A 17527-nucleotide genomic window follows, 5' to 3' on the forward strand; every position below is an offset into this window, starting at 1 on the left:
CGCTAGCTCAGCGGGAACAGCGGTCGACCGGTGATCCGCTCGTACGCCTCACGGTACTTCGCCGCGGTGGCCTCGACCACCTCCGGCGGCAGCGGCGGCGCTGGCGGCTCCCGATCCCACCCCGACTGCGTCAACCAATCGCGCACGAACTGCTTGTCGAACGACGGCTGGTCCCTGCCGGGCTGGTAGCGCTCCGCATCCCAGAAACGGGAGCTGTCCGGCGTCAGCAGCTCGTCGATGATCGTCAGCTCGCCGTCGACCAGGCCGAACTCCAGCTTCGTATCGGCAATGATGATCCCACGCGTGCGGGCGTACTCCTCAGCGGCGCGGTAGATGGTCAGCGTCGCCTCCCGCAGCCGCTCAGCGAGATCCCGGCCGACGAGATCCACCATTCGCTCGAAGGTGATGTTTTCGTCGTGCCCGGTGTCCGCCTTGGCAGCCGGGGTGAAGATCGGCTCGTCGAGCTTCGCGCACTCGGTCAGCCCCTCCGGAAGGCGGATGCCGCAGACCGTGCCCTCGCGCCGGTATTCCGCCCACGCCGACCCGGCCAGATAGCCCCGCACGACGCACTCGATGTCAATCCGCTCGGCCTTCTTGACCACCATCGAGCGGCCTTCCAACTGCTCGCGGAAGGGCTGCGCGGCCGCGGGCAGGTCGGACAGGTCGGTCGTGATCAAGTGGTTCGGCACGAGGTCGCGCGTGCGCTCAAACCAGAAGCGGGAGAGCTGGGTCAGGACGATCCCCTTGTCAGGGATGCCGGTGGGCAGCACCGAGTCGTAGGCGGAGATGCGGTCGGTCGCGACCATCAGCAGGGCATCGCCCAGGTCGAACGTCTCCCGCACCTTACCCCGCCGGAACAACGGCAGGCCCGGAATCTCCAACTGGTCCACCACGGCTGCCACGCTCTGTCCCTCCCCTTCCCCGTTACTGGCTCGTGCCTGCGGGCGCTGGCGTGCCCAGGCCCAGGCGGCGGAACGCCTCGTCGATGTGCGCGGTGTGGTAACTCGGGTCGAAGATCGCCTCGATCTGCTCCGGCGTCAGGCGGGCCCGCACCTCGTCGTCCTGCAGGAGCAGGTCGCGCATATGGGTGCCCGTATCCCACGCCGTGTGCCCGGCACGCTGCACGATCCGGTAGGCTTCCTGGCGGTCCATCCCAGCCTCGACCAGGGCCAGCAGCGCCCGCTGCGAGTAGATCGCGCCGTGCGTCGCCTCCAGGTTGCGGCGCATCCGCTCGGGATAGACGACCCAGTCCTCCACGATCTCGGTCATCAGGGCAACCATGTAGTCGAGCAGGATGAACGCGTCGGGGAAGATCACCCGCTCGGCGGAACTGTTACTGATGTCGCGCTCGTGCCAGAGGGCGATGTTCTCCATGGCCGTCACGGCGTAGCCGCGCACCAGTCGCGCCAGGCCGCTGATCCGCTCGCTCTCGTGAGGGTTCCGCTTGTGCGGCATGGCGGACGAGCCCATATTGCCGGGGTCGAACGGCTCCTCCAGCTCCCCAACCTCGGTGCGCTGCAGGTGCCGGATCTCCGTCGCGAACTTGTCGAGCGAACTGGCCAGAATCGCGAGGGTGGTGATCACGTGCGCGTGCCGGTCGCGCTGGATAATCTGCGTGGAGACCGGAGCGGGCCTCAGCCCCAGCAGGGCGCAAACGTCTTCTTCGACATCCGGCGGCACGTTGGCATGGGTGCCGACAGCGCCAGAGATCTTCCCGACCCGGATGTCGTCCCGTGCGGCCTCCAGGCGGGCGCGGTTGCGGCGCAGCTCGTCGTACCACACCGCCAGCTTGAAGCCGAAGGTGATCGGCTCGGCGTGGATCCCGTGGGTCCGGCCGATCATCAACGTGTCGCGGTGCTTCACCGCCTGCTTGCCCACGGCTTCGATCAGGCGGTCCAACCCCGCCAGCAAGTGGTCGATCGCCTCGACCGTCTGGAGCGCCAGGGCGGTGTCGATCACATCGGAGCTGGTCAGACCGAGATGGATGAATCGTGCCGCGTCGCCGACGGTCTCGCCTGTGGCGCGGAGGAATGCGATCACGTCGTGGTCGGTCTCGCGCTCGATCTCCTTCATCCGCTCCAGATCGCAGGTCGCCCGGCGGATTTTGGCCATGGCCTCCTCAGGCACGACGCCACGCTTGGCCCAGGCCTCGGCCACCGCGATCTCGACCCGCAGCCAGAGATCGATCTTGTGCCGCTCGCTCCAGATGCGGCCCATCTCCGGCCGGGTGTATCGCTCGATCAAGCCACTCCTCCGTCCACTGGCCCGACTACTCGACGCGGATCGGCGGATCCGCCAGCACCCCATCCTCGTGCGGGGCCACCGCCCGCACGCTCACAAAACGGTTCTCCAGGTCCTCGCCCGGATCGCCCGGCACGTAGACACGCAGGTAGTTGCCGGTATACCCGCTCCAGAGGGACCTGCCGTCCGGGAGTTGTTCCGCCACCTGCTCAACCAGCACCCGGACCTCCCGGCCCAGGTGCCGGGCGACGAACGCCGCGTGCAGCTCGTCACCGATGGCCCGCAACTCCGCCGCGCGGCGCTCCTTGACCCGGGGGTGAACCTGGTCGGGCATCGCCGCCGCGGGCGTGTCCTTGCGCGGCGAGAAGGGGAAGACGTGCAGCTTGGCAAAGCCCATCTCTCGCACGAAGTCGCACGTCTCCGCAAACTCCTCATCCGTCTCGCCCGGGAAACCGACGATCACGTCGGTGGTAATGGCAATGTCAGGAACCTCCTCGCGCAGCCGCCGCACCGCGCGCCGGAACTGGCGGGTGTTGTACCAGCGCTTCATCCGGCGCAGCACGGTCTCGCTGCCGCTCTGGAGCGCCATGTGCAAGTGCGGCGCCATCCGTGGGTGATTGACCAGTGCGATAAACCGCTCGTCGATCTCGTGCGGCCCGACCGAAGTCACACGCAGCCGCTCGATCGTGGTCGCCTCCAGGACCAGCTCCAGCAGGTCGGCGAGCCGCAGTGTGCGGTCCCCCTCGGGCCACTTGTAGGTGCCGACATGCGTGCCGGTCAGCACCACCTCCCGGTAGCCCTCGTCGATCGCTTCCTGCACCCGGCGCACCACTTCCGCCGGGGCGACATTCCGCGGTGCGCCGCGCGCCCGCGGGATGATGCAGTAGGTGCAGTGGGCGCGGCACCCTTCCTGGATCTTGATCATCCGGCGGGTGCGCGTCTCCACATGCTCGACCGGCTCGTCGCTGTCAAAAGCCTGGTTCTCCCAGTCAAGCCGCCCGAGAATCTCGTCGACCACGGTCGCCTTCTCGATCGAGCCGACCACGATATCGACCTCGGGCATGGCGTGGAGTTCATCCGGGTTGACAGCGGGGTAACAGCCGATCGCCGCGACGAGCGCCTCCGGGTTCTGCCGGTGGGCACGCCGCAGCATCTGGCGCGAGCGCCGGTCGGCCAACTGGGTGACGGTGCAGGTGTTGACGATGTAGACTTCGGCTTCCGAGCCGAAGTCCACCTCCTGCAACCCGGCCTGGCGCAGGCTGCGTCGCAGATCGGCCTCGTCACTCTGGTTGAGCTTGCATCCGAGTGTGCAAATAGCGAAGCGGGGGCGCCGCCGCACGTGAAGCGGTTGCGGTGTCAGCGAGCGTGGCGAGTCCATCGTTCCCTTCGAAGGGTCAGGTCCGCTCAACAACGGGATTATACACGAACGGACGTGGCGGACGCCGTGCAGATTTCGGTTCAAACCGGCTGCTCTTTCCCGAATGTTGCGCGGATCTGGCGGGCATCGGATAGCCCAGGCCGGACCTTTGTCCCTTGCAGTGCCACCTTCGCGCCGTTATAGTCAAGATGAGGCGCGCCCCGGGCAGTAGGGGTAATGCTCCTCTCCGGGACGGACGGGAGTCTGTTGGCGTTCCGTCGTTGAGTAGCGCCCGGACTCGCCGGAGGAGGCGGCGAGTCGACGAGGTGGAGGCTTCTCGAAATATTCGGCGGATGGCCTCCCGGCTGGCACGGTCGTGAGGGTCAGGGCAAAACCGCTGAGTGATCGGCGGCACAAAGACTGGCCCGGTGCGCGTACATCTGTCCTGTTTCCCGTCCCCCGGGCGTCAACCAGCATTGCTCCGTGCGGCTTTGAATACGAGCCGCCCGGTTTGGTGGCCTGCGCCCTTCGGCCAGGCACGGGAAGGGACACACAATCGAATGTGCGGAATCTTCGGTTACATCGGCCCGCAGTGTGACACCGGGCTGATGGTCCTCGACGCGCTGCGGCGCCTGGAGTATCGCGGTTACGACTCGTGGGGGGTCGGCGTCGCAGTCAACGGCCATGTTCAGGTAACCAAGCGGGCCGGGCGAATCGGCGACGCGTCTGTCGCGCTCCCGGAGGCCAGCATCGGCTTCGGCCATACCCGCTGGGCAACGCACGGTGGCGTTAGCGACGAGAACGCCCATCCCCACCTCGACTGCACCGGCCGCTTCGCGGTCATCCACAACGGCATCATCGAGAACTTCCGTGCGCTGCGGGCGCGCCTCGAAGGCGCCGGCCACGTCTTCCGCAGTGAGACAGACACCGAGGTCGTCTCCCACCTGATCGAGGAAACGGTCCGCGACTCGACAGACCCCGAAACCGTCGTGAGCGCCGTGCGGACGGTCTTCGGCATGCTGCGGGGCTTGAACGCCATCATCGTCCTCGACACCGCCACGCAGCAACTCGTCGCCGCCAAGAACGTCTCCCCCCTCGTCGTTGGGCGCAACGAGAACGCGTCGTACATCGCGTCCGATGCCGTCGCGCTCGTCGGTCACGTCGATGAGGTACATTATGTCGAGGACGACGAGGTCGTGGCCCTCAGCGCCAGCGGCGTACGAGTCTACGATGGCCAGACAGGCGAACCGCGCCCGGTGGTGTTCATTCCGTTGACGCTTCAGCCGGCGGACACCTCGCTCGGGGGCTTCGACCACTACCTGATCAAGGAGATCCACGAGCAGCCGCGCGTGCTCCGCGCGATCGCGGAGAACTACGCCGAGCCGGTTCGCCGCCTGGCTGCGATGATCCGTGAATCCTACGGGAGCTTCCTTATCGGCTGCGGCACTGCCAGCTACGCGGCTTTGAGCGGTGCCTACCTCTTCTCGCGGATCGCCCGCCGCCACGTCAACTTCGCGGTCGGATCCGAATTCAAGTACCAGGAGCACTTCCTGACAGAACGCAGCCTCGTCATCGCGCTGTCCCAGAGCGGCGAGACGGCCGACATCATCGAGGCCGTCATGGCCGCCAAGCGCGCGGGGGCGCGGGTCGCGGCGTTGGTGAACGTCCCTGGCTCCACGCTTGACCGGCTGGCGGACTTCAGCATCCACCTGGGCGCCGGACCGGAGCAGTCCGTTCTCTCGACCAAGGCGTACACCGCCAAGGTCGCGATCCTGATGCTGACGGCGCATGTCCTGAACGGCAGCGAGCACGTCGGGCGGGAACACCTCTGGCGCGCGGTCGACGGGGTCGAGCAGGCGCTAGCCCCGGCAAGCGAGCGGCGCGTGCAGGAGATCGCCGATCGCATCGCCGATCAGGAACACTGCTTCGTCATCGGGCGCGGTCTCTCCTACCCCACCGCCCTGGAAGCTGCGCTGAAGATTAAGGAAGTGAGCTACATCCACGCCGAGGGCTTCGCCGGAGGCGAGCTGAAGCACGGGGTGATTGCCCTCGTGGAAGACGGCACCCCTTGCATCGTCTTCTCTCCGCTCGATGAGACGCGCGATGACATCCTCTCCGGCGCGATGGAGATGCGCAGCCGGGGCGGGTTCATCATCGGCGTCTCCCCGGAAGCCGAGGAAGTCTTCGACGTACACGTGCCGGTCGCCGAGGTCGGCGACGCGTCGCCGCTCGTGGGCGTCATTCCGGCGCAACTTCTGGGATACTACCTCGCGGTGCGCCGCGGCCTCGATCCGGACAAGCCGCGGAACCTGGCCAAGAGCGTCACCGTGAAGTAACCTGAGGACGATGCGACTGGTAGACACACACTGCCACCTCGATCTGGAGGCGTTCGACGAGGACCGCGCGCAGGTCCTGGCGCGAGCGCGGGCATCCGGAGTCGAGCGCATCCTCGTGGTGGGCTTTGCGCCGGAGCGCTGGGAATCGGCGCTCCGGCTGGCACAGTCCGAGCCGGACGTGGCCGTCGCGGTCGGGCTTCACCCGACCGAGGCGGCCCGCTATAACGATGAGGTCGAGGCCGGCATCCGTGAGGCGGCGATGTCGCCGTCGGTCTGTGCCATCGGGGAGATCGGGCTGGACTACCACTGGATGACCGCCCCCGCTGAGGTTCAGCGCCGTGCATTCCTCCGGCAGATCGCGCTGGCTCGGGAGATGGACCTCCCCTTCATCGTCCATCAGCGGGACGCCGCCGAGGACACCCTGGACGCCCTGCAGGAGGCCGGCCCCCCGCATCGCGGGGTGATGCACTGCTTCACCGGCGACCTCACGTACGCCGAACGATGTCTCGCGATGGGGATGTACCTCGGCATCGGAGGCGCCGTCACCTTCCGCAAGGCAACCGACCTCCATGAGGTGGTCCGCTCCGTGCCCTTGGATCGCCTCGTCCTCGAAACCGATGCACCTTACATGACCCCCTCCCCGCACCGTGGAAAACGGAATGAGCCGTCCTACCTGCGCTTCATCGTGGAGCGCGTCGCGGAACTCCGCGACACGTCGGTGGAGGAGGTGGCGGAAGCGACCACGGCCAACGCTGCCCGGCTCTTCAACCTCGACATCGACGGGAGGGCGGCATGACCCATCCAGGCGGAGCGGGCCGGCAGGAAGTCACCGTCGTGCTGGCGTCAAACAACCCCGGCAAGGTCGACGAGCTGCGCCGCTTGCTGCCGGAGTGGGTTCGCATCTTGACGGCGTCCGACGCGGGCGTCACGCTCCCCGAGGAGACCGGCACGACATTCGCCGCGAACGCCCTGCTCAAGGCACGCGCCGCCGTCCAGCAGACGGGACACATCGCGCTCGCTGACGACTCGGGCCTCGAGGTCGACGCCTTGGGCGGCGAGCCGGGCGTGCGCTCGGCCCGCTACGCGGGCGAGCCCACCGACGACGCCGCGAACAACGCACTGCTGCTGGAGCGCCTGCGCGCCGTCCCGAGCGCGGAGCGGACGGCGCGGTTCCGCTCGGCTGTCGCTATCGTCACACCCGAAGGGCGCGAGCACGTGGCCGAGGGCACAGTTGAAGGGGTCATCCTGGAACAGCCGCGAGGCAGCGGCGGATTCGGTTACGACCCACTCTTCCAGCCCGCCGGGTCCGACCGGACCATGGCCGAGCTGGCTACCGACGAGAAGAACCGCATCAGCCACCGTGGACGGGCCTTCCGCGCGGCGGCAGCCTGGCTCCTACCCATCCTGGAGGCCGCGCGCCGCGAGGGATCGGACGGCGAGATTGCCCGTCGGCACGAAGAGAAAACGGAGTTGTCATGACTGACGTGGAGCGACGGCAGGCAAGCGGATCCTACGGCCTGAGCGAGCGGCGCACGCGAGCGCTCCCGCTCGTCGGGGTAGCCGGAACCCGCGGCAAGTCGACCACGGTCTGGCTCCTCGATGCGATGCTCACCGCCGCCGGTCGCTCGACCGGCTTGTGGAGCAGCACCGGCGTCTACGTCCGTGGCGTCCGCCAGCCGGGCGAGCTCGGCCCCTGGTCCCGCGTCCTGGCCGCCGTCGGCAGTGGGGAACTCGACGTGGCACTCCAAGAGCTGGAAACCCCTCTCGTAACCAGCGTCGGGCTCCCCGAGGGCATCTACCCGCTTGCCGGCATCACCACGCTCTGCGGCAACAACGAGGACTGCCTGCTCAGCCCCGAGTTCAGCAGCGGCGCGCTGGCGCAGGCGATCGTCGCGCGCGCCGTCCGGCCTGACGGCTTACTCGTGCTGAACGCCGACGACCTGGCCGTGCTCGAGGCCGCCAACCAGACGAACGCCACCACCGTGCTCTTCGCACTGCACCCCGACAACCCGGCGCTGCGCCGGCACCTGGATCAGGGTGGGTGCGGCGTCTGGGTGGCCGACGGCACCGTCGTCGTCGGGGACGCGCTCGACCAGCGGGCTGTGGTGCGGGTCGAAGAAGCCCGCTTTACGCTCGACGGCGCCCTGATATTCCAGGTGCAGAACCTCCTGTGCAGCGTCGCGCTGGCGGTCGCACTCGACGTGCCCGACGCAGCGATCCGCGAGGCGGTGCGCGCCTTCAGTCCGGACCCGGCCCGCCTCCCCGGGAGCTGCAACATCTTCTACAAGCGCGGCGCCACGATCGTGCTCGACACCTCCCGCCAGGTCTGGACACTCAAGTCCCTCATCCGCGGCATCCGCCACCAGCCCCACCGGCGAACGATCATCGTGGCCGGCTTTTTCTCCCACCTCCCTGAGGAGCAGATCGTCGAGGCCGGACGCCTGCTCGGGCGCCTCGGCGGCGTGGTCATCCTGCACGAGGAGACGGAACGCCCGATCGTGGAGCTACTCAAGAACGGCATCGCCCTGAACGAGATCCCACCGCTGGTGCTCGCGATGCCGACCGAGCAGCAGGCCTTTGCCCACGCCTTCCGCATGCTCAGCGAGGGCGATCTCTGCCTGCTCATCACCGACGACGTCCAGAACGCCGTCGATGCGGTCACCAGCCTGGACAAGTGAGGCGACGGCTCTCTCGACGACCGCAACGAGCCGTGATGTCAAGTAGCTCCGGATGCCTCTCGCGCTGACGACAGGGGCGAACCCATTACCGACCAGGTGATCCGAGGCTGGGCTTGAGGATCTCCGCCGGTGGCGTGTGCCTGGTGTGAACCCCCGGGCTCACCACAGCGCGTGATTCCTCCGACCACCCGCCTAGGGCCCAACGCCGTCCGCTGAGACAGTCTCAGCGGATAAGGACAATGGCGCACGATAGCCAGCCCGCTCCGGCAACGCGGGACCGCCACGTTGGTACAGTGTCCACGCACCTCCCCACCCGCATGGCGTATCATCCCCCATGGGCACGTAACCCGGCGGGAGAAGACGAGGAGCAGAGCGTGGTCTTTGATTTCCACACACACACCTTCTGGAGCGACGGGGAGTTGTCCCCGATGGAGCAGGCGCGGCGGGCCGTCCAGCGCGGCTACCGGGTCCTCGGGCTGACGGACCACGTCGGCGTCGGCGGCGTGCCGGAGTTGATCAAGGCACTGAAGGCAGACCGCGAGATCATCGAGCGCTACTGGCCGATCACTGTGGTCGTCGGGGTCGAGTTGACCCACGTGCCGGCGGAAGCCATCCCTGAGGCCGCGCGCTTCGCCCTCGATGCCGGTGCCGAGATCGTCGTGCTGCATGGTGAGACCCCGGTCGAGCCAGTGCCGGAGGGCTCAAACCACGCCGCGATCATCAGTGGCCTGGTAGACGTGATCGGCCACCCCGGTCACATCACCGAGGAGGACGTGCGTGAGGCCGCCGCCCGCGACATCTTCCTGGAAATCACATCCCGGCGCGGCCATTCCCTCACCAATGGCCACGTTGCCCGGCTCGCCCAGCGGTACGGCGCGAAGATGATTGTCAACAGCGACACGCACTCCCCATCCGACCTGCTGACCAGCGACTTCCAGCGCTCGGTCGCGCTGGGCGCCGGGATCGAGCCGAGCCTCCTGCCCGACGTGCTCCAGACATGGCCCGAGGAGTTGCTGCAGCGGGTCCTCGCCCGCCGGGAGGGTTGAGGCCGTGGACAACCGTGAGGTCGCGGAGCAGCTTCGCCAGTTCGCCGACCTGCTCGAGATCAAGGGGGAGAACGCCTTCCGCGTCAACGCCTATCGGCGCGCGGCGGACGCGGTGGAGCGGGAACCTGAGCCGCTCGAAGCCATCATTGCGCGGGAGGAGCTCACCGCCATCGAGGGGATCGGTCCCGGCCTGGCGGCGGCCATTACCGAGATCGTGCAGACCGGGCGCTACAGCGCCACCGAGGAGTTGCTGGACGAGGTCCCCGGAACGCTCCTCACCCTCCTTGGAATCCCTGGCGTCGGCCCGAAGACCGTCGGACGCCTCTATCGCGAGTTGGGCATCACCACGCTGGTGCAACTCGAAGCCGCCGCCCGGGCCGGTCAGGTGCGGCAGTTGAAGGGGTTCGGCCCGCGCGCCGAGGCGCGGATCCTCGAAGGCATCGCGTTCCTCCACCGCCGCACCAACCGCCTGTCGATCGGGACTGCCGACCCGGTCGCCCGGCGGCTGGTGGAGCACTTGCGGCGCGAGCTGGGCGTCCCCGTTGAGATCGCCGGGAGTGTGCGGCGCCAGTGCGAGACAGTGGGCAACATCGACCTCCTCGCCGCGGTCGAGAGCCCGGCCGCGATCGCGCCGGCACTGGAGTCGGCCCCGCGCGTGACCCAGATTGAGGAGGTCAACGACGCCTTCGTCGTCGCGGCGCTCGAGATCGGCAGCTCGGTGCGGGTGGTGGCGGCAGCGCCGGCTGTCTTCGGTACCGAGTTGGTCCGCTGGACCGGGAGCCGCGCGCACGTGGCGGAGCTGGTGCGCGTTGCCGGCGGCACGTTGCCGCACGTCGCCGAGGAGGCCGAGGTCTACGCCGCGCTCGGCTTACCCTGGATCGCGCCCGAGCTGCGCGAGGCGCGTGGGGAGATCGCTGCAGCCCAGGCCGGGCGGCTCCCGCGCCTCATTGAGGTATCGGACCTCCGCGGCGACCTACATCTCCACTCGGAGTGGAGCGACGGGCGAGCCACGATCCTGCAGTTGGCCGAGGCGGCGCGCGATCGCGGCTACGAGTACCTGTGCATCGCCGACCACTCGGGCGGCCTGCGCGTCGCTCGGGGTCTCGACGTCGACCGGCTGCGTGAGCAGTGGCGCGAGATCGAGCGGGTGAACGAGCTGGTTCCCGAGGTGCGGCTGCTCCGTGCCTCTGAGGTAGAGGTCCGGCGCGACGGGAGCCTGGACTTCCCTGATGAGATCCTCGCTGAGTTCGACCTGGTGGTCGCCTCGCTCCACTCCGGCCTGCGCCAGCCGCGCGAGGAGCTGATGAAGCGCATCCTCGGCGTCCTGCGCAATCCCCACGTCGATATTGTCGCCCACCCGACCGGCCGCATCATCGAGCGACGACCGGGCGCGGAGTACGACTGGGAGGAAGTCTTCCGGGTGGCGCGGGAGACCGGCACCGCGATCGAGATCAACGCCGACCCGGCGCGCCTCGACATGAACGATGAGCACGCGCGGATGGCGCAGGAGGCCGGCGTTCTCATCGCCATCGACTCGGACGCCCACGACATCCCGTCGCTGGATCACATCCGCTACGGTGTGTCCGTGGCACGCCGCGCCTGGATCGGTCCCGAGTCCGTCGTGAACACCCGCCCGCTGCCGGATCTGCTTGCCTGGCTCAACCGGTAGCGCCCGCGGGGAAGGGTCGGTCGTCAGGATCGGGCCATACCGACCACTGCACTGTTACCACCGGGATAATGAACACCACGGGCGGGGTTCACCCCCGCCCAAGGTTGACCCGGTCATGCTGAGGGCACGTCCCTCGGGCCGGGACGCTTCCACCGGGATGGCCGCGCGCTACGCGGTGAGGCGCCGCGGCTCGGCGGGAACCATCACAGTGCGCTCGGAGACTGTCGCGCAGCCAGGGCCGAGCATCTCCTCCAGCGCCCGCTCGACATCGGGGCACCAGTCAATACTCAGGGATGCCCGCATCAGCACGGTTCGGCCGCGCGCAGGGACGTGCAAGATCACGCCGTCGTCGCCCGGGAACTGGTCGAACAGTTCGCGCACCCGGTTCATGGTCTCGACGTCGGCGGTGACATTGCCCGTGTCCGGGAGACGGACATGCACCTCGCGGACCACCACCGGCTTCGGCTCTTCGATGGTCACTGGTCCCACGCGGTCGGCGACGAGCTGGATGCGGTCGTTGCGTTGATCCACCCGTGCAGCGACCCGCACGATGGAGTCGACGACGAGGTGCTCGCCCGCCTGTTCGTAGAGGTCCGGGAAGACCACCATCTCGATCGCCCCGGTCTGATCTTCGAGCTGGCAGATCGCCATCACCCGGTTCGTCTTGGTGGTCAGCTTGCGCATGCCCGTGATCATCACGATCGCTTCGATCTGCTGGCCGACGGTCTCCTCGTCGATCTCGGCCAGCCGCACGTACCCACCGTCCCGGATCAGCGGAACGAGATCGTTCAGGGGGTGCGAGCTGAGGTAGAGCCCCAGCAGTTCCTTCTCCCAGGCGAGGAGCGTGGCGCGCGGGATCTCCGGCACGTCGTCCGGCATCGCCAGTGCCAGGGCGGGGGCGGCCACAGGCGCTGCGGAGAAGAGGTCGATCTGTCCGCGCTTGGCCGCACGCTGCCGCGATTGCGCGGCGCTGATCGCCTGCTCCAGGACCGCCAGCAAGGTAGCGCGGTCACCGAGGCTGTCCAGCGCACCACACTTGATCAGGCTCTCAGCCACCCGACGGTTGACCACCGTCCAGTCAACCGTGTCGCAGAACTGCTCGAAGCTCTCGAAGCGCTCGCCCGGCAGCGACTTGCGCGCCGCGACAATGGACTCCACGGCAGCCTCGCCGACGTTCTTCACGATCGCCAGGCCGAAGCGGATTGCCTTAGTCCCATCCTCAAGGATCTCGATCTCAAAATCGACGCCGCTCTTGTTGATATCGGGCGGGAGCACCGGGATGCCGAGCTTCTGGCACTCCGCCACCGCCGCCGCCACGCGCTGCGTCGCGCCGCTCGGGTGGCTGGGCGCACCCCGCAGCACGGCCGTCATGTACTCGGCCGGGTAGTTGGCCTTCAGGTACGAGGTCTGATAGGAGATCGTCGCGTAGCAGACTGCGTGCGCCTTGTTGAAGGCATAGCCCGCGAACGGCTCAATCAGGTTGAAGACGTTCTGCGCGTCCTCCGCGCTGTACCCCTTCTCCTGTGCGCCACGCAGGAAGCGCTCGCGCTCGGCCTTCATCACCTCGGGGATCTTCTTCCCCATCGCCTTGCGCATGATGTCGGCCTCGCCCAGGGTGTACCCGGCGAACTTGCGAGCGATCAGAAGCACCTGGTCCTGATAGACGATGACGCCGTACGTCTCGTCCAGGATCTCCGCCAGGTCCGGGTGCGGATAGCGGATCGGCTCCAGTCCATGCTTGGCGCGGCAGTAGGTGGGGATGTGCTGCATCGGCCCCGGCCGGTAGAGGGCCACCATGGCCGCCAGCTCGGCGATGGAGCTGGGCCGCAGCTCCCGGATGTAGCGACGCATGCCGGCGCTCTCGAGCTGGAACACGCCGAAGGTCTCGCCCTGCGACAGCATGGCATAGGTCTTCTCGTCGCCGTCCGGGATTTTCTTGGGGTCGATCTCAACACCCGTCGTCTGGCGGATCAGCTCGACCGCCTCGCCGAGGATGGTGAGGTTGGCCAGCCCGAGGAAGTCCATCTTCAGCAGGCCGATCTCGGCCACCGTCTCCATCGGGAACTGGGTGGTCGGAAGAGCCCCCTCCTCGGCACGTGCCGGGCGCTGCAGAGGTAGATGCTCGACCAGCGGGTCGGCTGCGATCACTACACCCGCCGCATGCGTACCGGCATGGCGGGAGATACCCTCGAGTCGCTTGGCGTTGTCGATCAGCTCGCGGCACGCCGGATCCGTCTCGTAGAGCTGGCGCAGCTCCGGGCTCTCCTGCAGGGCCTTGTCAAGCGTGATATTGAGCGTCGACGGGATCAGCCGCGCGATCCGGTCGACATCGTTGTACGCCCAGCCCATGGCCCGGCCGGTGTCACGGATCGCCGCCTTCGCGCCCATCGTTCCAAAGGTGATGATCTGGGCCACCCGGTCGTGGCCGTATTTGCTGGCGACGTAGTCGATGACCTCCGCGCGTCGGTTGTCGGCGAAGTCCATGTCGATATCCGGCATCTCGCGGCGCTCCCGGTTCAGGAAGCGCTCGAACACCAGCCGGTTCGCCAGCGGGTCGATGTCGGTGATGCCCAGGGTATAGAGGACGATACTGGCTGCCGCACTGCCGCGTACGCCGAAGGAAATGCGACGCTGCCGCGCGAACTCCGCGAAGTCGCGCACGATCAGCATGTAGCTGCTGAAGCCCGTCTCCTGGATGACGTCCAGCTCGTACTCCAGGCGGCGGCGCACCTCCTCGGTCACTTCGGGGTAGCGGCGGCGCACACCGTCCCAGCAAAGCTGGCACAGGTACTCGTGCGGGGTCATACCCTCGGGAATGCCGGGGTCAGGCAGGTGCAACCGGCCGAACTCGAGGTCGACGTTGCAGCGCTCCGCGATGCGGATCGTGTTCTCCAGCGCCTCGGGCACCTCACCGAAGAGCCGCCACATCTCCTCCGGGCTCTTGAAGTAGAGCTGGTCACTCTCCATCCGGAGGCGCTTGGGGTCGTGGAGCGTCGTGTTGGTCTGGATACAGACCAGCAGCTCTTGCAGCGGCGCGTCGGACTTGTCGACGTAGTGGACGTCGTTCGTTGCCACCAGCGGCAGGTCGAGCTTCCGCGCGAGCTCGATCAGTTGCGGGTTGGTCTGCCGCTGGCCTTCGATTCCGTGGTCCTGGATTTCAATATAGAAGTGATCCGGGCCGAACATCTCCTTCAGGATGCCGGCCAGACGCACGGCTTCCTCGTCGCGCCCCTGCAGAAAGTTGTTGGCGACCGGCCCACCGAGACAGGCCGAAGTGCAGATGATGCCGTCGCGGAGACTGTTGAGCATGTCCAGGTCGACGCGCGGCTTATAGTAGAAGCCCTCCAGGCTCGCCCGGCTGGCCAACCGCAACAGGTTCCGGTAGCCCCGCTCGTTCTCCGCGAGCAAGAGCAGGTGGTACGACTGCTTTTCCCGGTCCTCGATGCTGCCCGGTGCGAGGTAGGCCTCAATCCCCAGGATCGGGTGGAGGTCGTGTGCGCGCGCCGCCTTGTACCAGTCGATCACGCCGTACATCACGCCGTGGTCGGTGATGGCGATGTGCTCCATCCCGAACTCACGTGCGCGGGCCATGTAGTCCTTGATGCGCCCCATGCCATCGAGGAGCGAGAACTCGGTGTGCAGGTGCAAATGCGCGAACGGACGCGCGGTCACGACAGCCTATCCCTTCCCGAACGATCGCCCCGCTCCTGCTCAGGCCGCTGATCAGGGGGGCCTTCCCTTGGCGATCGACCGTCCCCGGGCATTGTAGCGCCGCTGGAGGCCGAACGGTCGGACGATTTGGCTAGACCCGAAGGGCACGCCGTACCGGCCGAAACCACCCGGCACGGATATCGACCCCGAACGCGGAGCAGTTAGCCGGCGTTAGTCAGCCGCCATGGCATCGGGGGAGGTATCGGGACCGGACGGCCAGCCGATTGCAGCCAACTGCGCCTGGGTGACCATCAAGCGAAGCATCTGCCGGACGTTCTGTCGGATCGGCTCCGGGATGTCGCGGCGCTGGAGGAGTTGCAGCACCTCGCTCACGACCGGCTCATCGGCCAGGAGGCTCTCCACCCGCTGGGGCATGTATCCCGCCGCAGCGAGCAGGGTATCGCGCTGCTCAGGCGTGAGACCCAGGGCGTCCGCCAGCTTGACGACGGCCTCACGCGTCGGCGTGCGATTACCGCTCTCAAGTCGGCTCACGTAGCTGTGGTCGAACCCCGCCGATTCGGCAAGCCGGCTCTGCGAGGTACGGGCTTCCTCCCGGAAGCGCTTGAGAAGCTCTGCGAACGTGGGCGCCGCGCTCGGTGCCTGTCCCGCCATGCCTGGCTCCCTTCTGTCTGCTCTCAGCAGATATGCCTCGAGCGAACCCTGTCCGTACACTGACCCTACTATAGCGGTCACGTGTCTGCCTGTCAATAGTTATCCCGGTTATCCACAGAGCAGTGTTCGGTTGGATACAATACGACTGACCAAGCCAGCTTCTCGGCAGATTAATGACAGTAATGCGACACCAAGATTGGGCTGCGGCAGGCTCACGGACGAGGAGTGCTATACTCGTGGCGATCCCCGCGCTGTCCGTTCGGAAATCCGGAACGGCGTGGGATCTGCATGTCGATGAGGACTGCGTGTGAGAGGAGGGTCGTCCTGAGTCCCGAAGCTCCGCAGCAGCTCCGGGTCGCCGAACAGCCCCTCGCCCAGGTCGCCGGTCGGCTCGCCGATCCGCAGCAACCGGCCGGAGGCGGCGTCGCCGCCGCAGCGACCCTGGCACTGGCCGCCGCCACGGCCGAGCTGGTCGCGACCCTCTCGCTGCGCCGGAAGTCGGTGCAGCCCCGCCGCGCTGAACTGGAAGAGATCCGCGACAGGCTGGTCGACCTCCAGGCCCGCTTCCTTGCAGCGGCCGACGAGGACATCGCCGTCCTGTCGGACCTGCTGGCGGCGCAGCGCGCCGCGCGCCCGGCAGCCGACGCTGCCCCGGACGCCCAGCGCGCGGCCAAGGAGGCACTCGAGCGGAGCCTCACCCTGGCCGCGGAGACGCCCATCGCCCTGGCTCAGGACGGCCTCGCGCTCCTGCGCCTCGTGCTCGCGACCGTGCCGTTCGCAGCGCGCTTCACCGTCAGCGACCTCGGCGCCGCCGCCGGTCTCGCCCAGGGCGCGATTGAGGCCGCACTCTTGATGAGCGAGGTCAACGTCGGTCTTCTCACCGATGCCGCCCGGGCAGACGAGCTCCGAACCGCCGTCGACCAGATCCGCCAGGAGGCACCGGAGCTGGCCAGGCAGGCACTGGATCTCACCCGCGCGAAGATGTCCGGGAAACCAATGGAGGAGGGGACACGTGGCGATCGCGCTTGAGGGGCGACCGGTGGCGCGTGCGATATTGGAGCGCGCGCGTGAGGAATTGGCCGAATACGTCACGCAGGCAGGACACCCTCCCGAGCTTGCAACCGTGCTGGCCGGAGACGACGCCAGCGCTGCCGCCTACGTGCGTGCCATCCACCGTACCTTTGACCGCGTCGGCATCCCGGTGCGGGACGTGACGCTTCCCGGCGACGTGGCCGAGTCCGAGCTCCGGGACGCTGTGGAGCGCCTCAACGCGGACCCGGCCGTGAGCGGGATCATCATCCTCCATCCACTGCCGCGACACCTTCCCGCTGGGATCGCCTCCCAGCTGGTCGATCCAGCCAAGGATGTGGACGGCGTCACGCCGTACAGTGCGGGCCGCCTCGCCGTCGGGCTTCCCGCGTTGCCGCCGAGCACGCCCGAGGGGGGAATGGCCATCCTCGAGCACTATGGCATCGAGATCGCCGGGAGCCACGCCGTCGTCATCGGCCGCAGCCCGGTCGTCGGCCTCCCGATGGCGCTCATGTTGATCGCAGCCGACGCCACCGTTACCGTCTGTCACAGCCGAACGCCCGACCTGCCCGCCATGACCCGCCAGGCCGACATCCTGGTTGCCGCCGCCGGTCGGCCGGGTTTGGTACGGCCGGAAATGGTCAAGCCGGGTGCGACAGTTATTGACTTTGGCGTTAGCTTTGTGGACGGAAGGATGGTCGGGGACGTCGAGCCGGCTGTGGGAGAGGTGGCCGGCGCGCTTACGCCGGTACCGGGTGGAACCGGCGCCGTCACGAATGCCATCCTCGTCCAGAACACGCTCCGAGCTGCGTGGGCCGCGCTCGGCGGCCGCCGCGCCGGATAGTCGT

General features: G+C 67.7%; 13 protein-coding genes. 8 read left to right on the plus strand and 5 right to left on the minus strand.

The features are described 5' to 3' along the window. Positions 1 to 2: 2 nt before the first annotated feature. From STHE_RS06505 to mtaB, 3 genes are read right to left on the minus strand one after another with little or no spacing between them, the layout of a single operon-like run. Complete coding sequence (locus STHE_RS06505) at positions 3 to 902, minus strand: phosphoribosylaminoimidazolesuccinocarboxamide synthase (protein WP_012871774.1); 900 nt, start codon at positions 900 to 902, stop codon at positions 3 to 5. A 22-nt stretch (positions 903 to 924) separates the two neighbouring features. After that, complete coding sequence (purB, locus tag STHE_RS06510; RefSeq protein ID WP_012871775.1) at positions 925 to 2244, minus strand: adenylosuccinate lyase; 1320 nt, start codon at positions 2242 to 2244, stop codon at positions 925 to 927. A gap of 25 nt (positions 2245 to 2269) precedes the next feature. Next, positions 2270 to 3619, minus strand: coding sequence for a tRNA (N(6)-L-threonylcarbamoyladenosine(37)-C(2))-methylthiotransferase MtaB (gene mtaB, locus STHE_RS06515; protein WP_012871776.1), 1350 nt, complete (start codon positions 3617 to 3619; stop codon positions 2270 to 2272). A gap of 539 nt (positions 3620 to 4158) precedes the next feature. Here mtaB and glmS point away from each other — a divergent pair. The 6 genes from glmS to polX all read left to right on the plus strand — a co-directional run bounded on the left by glmS (position 4159) and on the right by polX (position 11327). Next, on the plus strand, positions 4159 to 5934 hold the full coding sequence (glmS, locus tag STHE_RS06520; RefSeq protein WP_012871777.1) for a glutamine--fructose-6-phosphate transaminase (isomerizing): 1776 nt from the start codon (positions 4159 to 4161) through the stop codon (positions 5932 to 5934). A gap of 10 nt (positions 5935 to 5944) precedes the next feature. After that, a complete protein-coding gene (locus STHE_RS06525; protein ID WP_012871778.1) occupies positions 5945 to 6730 on the plus strand; it encodes a TatD family hydrolase in 786 nt (261 codons plus the stop codon). Beyond that, positions 6727 to 7413, plus strand: coding sequence for an RdgB/HAM1 family non-canonical purine NTP pyrophosphatase (rdgB, locus tag STHE_RS06530; protein WP_012871779.1), 687 nt, complete (start codon positions 6727 to 6729; stop codon positions 7411 to 7413). Before STHE_RS06525 ends, rdgB begins: the two co-directional genes overlap by 4 nt. Then, on the plus strand, positions 7410 to 8612 hold the full coding sequence (locus tag STHE_RS06535) for a Mur ligase middle domain-containing protein (RefSeq protein ID WP_012871780.1): 1203 nt from the start codon (positions 7410 to 7412) through the stop codon (positions 8610 to 8612). The genes rdgB and STHE_RS06535 overlap by 4 nt, the downstream gene beginning before the upstream one ends. Before the next feature lie 374 nt (positions 8613 to 8986). Continuing rightward, the gene (locus STHE_RS06540; RefSeq protein WP_012871781.1) at positions 8987 to 9658 is read left to right on the plus strand and encodes a histidinol phosphate phosphatase domain-containing protein; all 672 of its coding nucleotides are present in this window, start codon (positions 8987 to 8989) and stop codon (positions 9656 to 9658) included. Positions 9659 to 9662: 4 nt separating this feature from the next. After that, positions 9663 to 11327 carry a DNA polymerase/3'-5' exonuclease PolX gene (gene polX / locus STHE_RS06545; RefSeq protein ID WP_012871782.1) on the plus strand — a complete coding sequence of 555 codons (1665 nt, stop codon included), beginning with the start codon at positions 9663 to 9665 and terminating at the stop codon, positions 11325 to 11327. 168 nt (positions 11328 to 11495) lie between these two features. Here the strand turns inward: polX and STHE_RS06550 are convergent, their stop codons facing one another. Then, entirely contained in the window at positions 11496 to 14999 is a 3504-nt protein-coding gene (locus STHE_RS06550; RefSeq protein ID WP_012871783.1) for a DNA polymerase III subunit alpha, read from the minus strand. A 210-nt stretch (positions 15000 to 15209) separates the two neighbouring features. Beyond that, entirely contained in the window at positions 15210 to 15650 is a 441-nt protein-coding gene (locus STHE_RS06555) for a helix-turn-helix domain-containing protein (protein ID WP_012871784.1), read from the minus strand. A 294-nt stretch (positions 15651 to 15944) separates the two neighbouring features. On the opposite strand from STHE_RS06555, the gene STHE_RS19190 reads away from it, so the two are divergent. Then, positions 15945 to 16679 (plus strand): cyclodeaminase/cyclohydrolase family protein, encoded by a 735-nt coding sequence (locus tag STHE_RS19190; protein ID WP_217155790.1) that lies wholly within the window; start codon positions 15945 to 15947, stop codon positions 16677 to 16679. Further along, positions 16663 to 17523, plus strand: coding sequence for a bifunctional 5,10-methylenetetrahydrofolate dehydrogenase/5,10-methenyltetrahydrofolate cyclohydrolase (locus STHE_RS06565; protein WP_012871786.1), 861 nt, complete (start codon positions 16663 to 16665; stop codon positions 17521 to 17523). Before STHE_RS19190 ends, STHE_RS06565 begins: the two co-directional genes overlap by 17 nt. Positions 17524 to 17527 lie beyond the last annotated feature (4 nt).

Source organism: Sphaerobacter thermophilus DSM 20745 (genome assembly GCF_000024985.1).
In the GTDB taxonomy this organism is placed as follows: domain Bacteria; phylum Chloroflexota; class Chloroflexia; order Thermomicrobiales; family Thermomicrobiaceae; genus Sphaerobacter; species Sphaerobacter thermophilus.

Bases quoted from the DNA above. Each gene is read 5' to 3' on its own strand.
- mtaB (WP_012871776.1), bottom strand. From the start codon at position 3,619: ATGGACTCGCCACGCTCGCTGACACCGCAACCGCTTCACGTGCGGCGG.
- glmS (WP_012871777.1), top strand. From the start codon at position 4,159: ATGTGCGGAATCTTCGGTTACATCGGCCCGCAGTGTGACACCGGGCTG.
- STHE_RS06525 (WP_012871778.1), top strand. From the start codon at position 5,945: ATGCGACTGGTAGACACACACTGCCACCTCGATCTGGAGGCGTTCGAC.
- rdgB (WP_012871779.1), top strand. From the start codon at position 6,727: ATGACCCATCCAGGCGGAGCGGGCCGGCAGGAAGTCACCGTCGTGCTG.
- STHE_RS06535 (WP_012871780.1), top strand. From the start codon at position 7,410: ATGACTGACGTGGAGCGACGGCAGGCAAGCGGATCCTACGGCCTGAGC.
- STHE_RS06555 (WP_012871784.1), bottom strand. From the start codon at position 15,650: ATGGCGGGACAGGCACCGAGCGCGGCGCCCACGTTCGCAGAGCTTCTC.
- STHE_RS19190 (WP_217155790.1), top strand. From the start codon at position 15,945: ATGAGGACTGCGTGTGAGAGGAGGGTCGTCCTGAGTCCCGAAGCTCCG.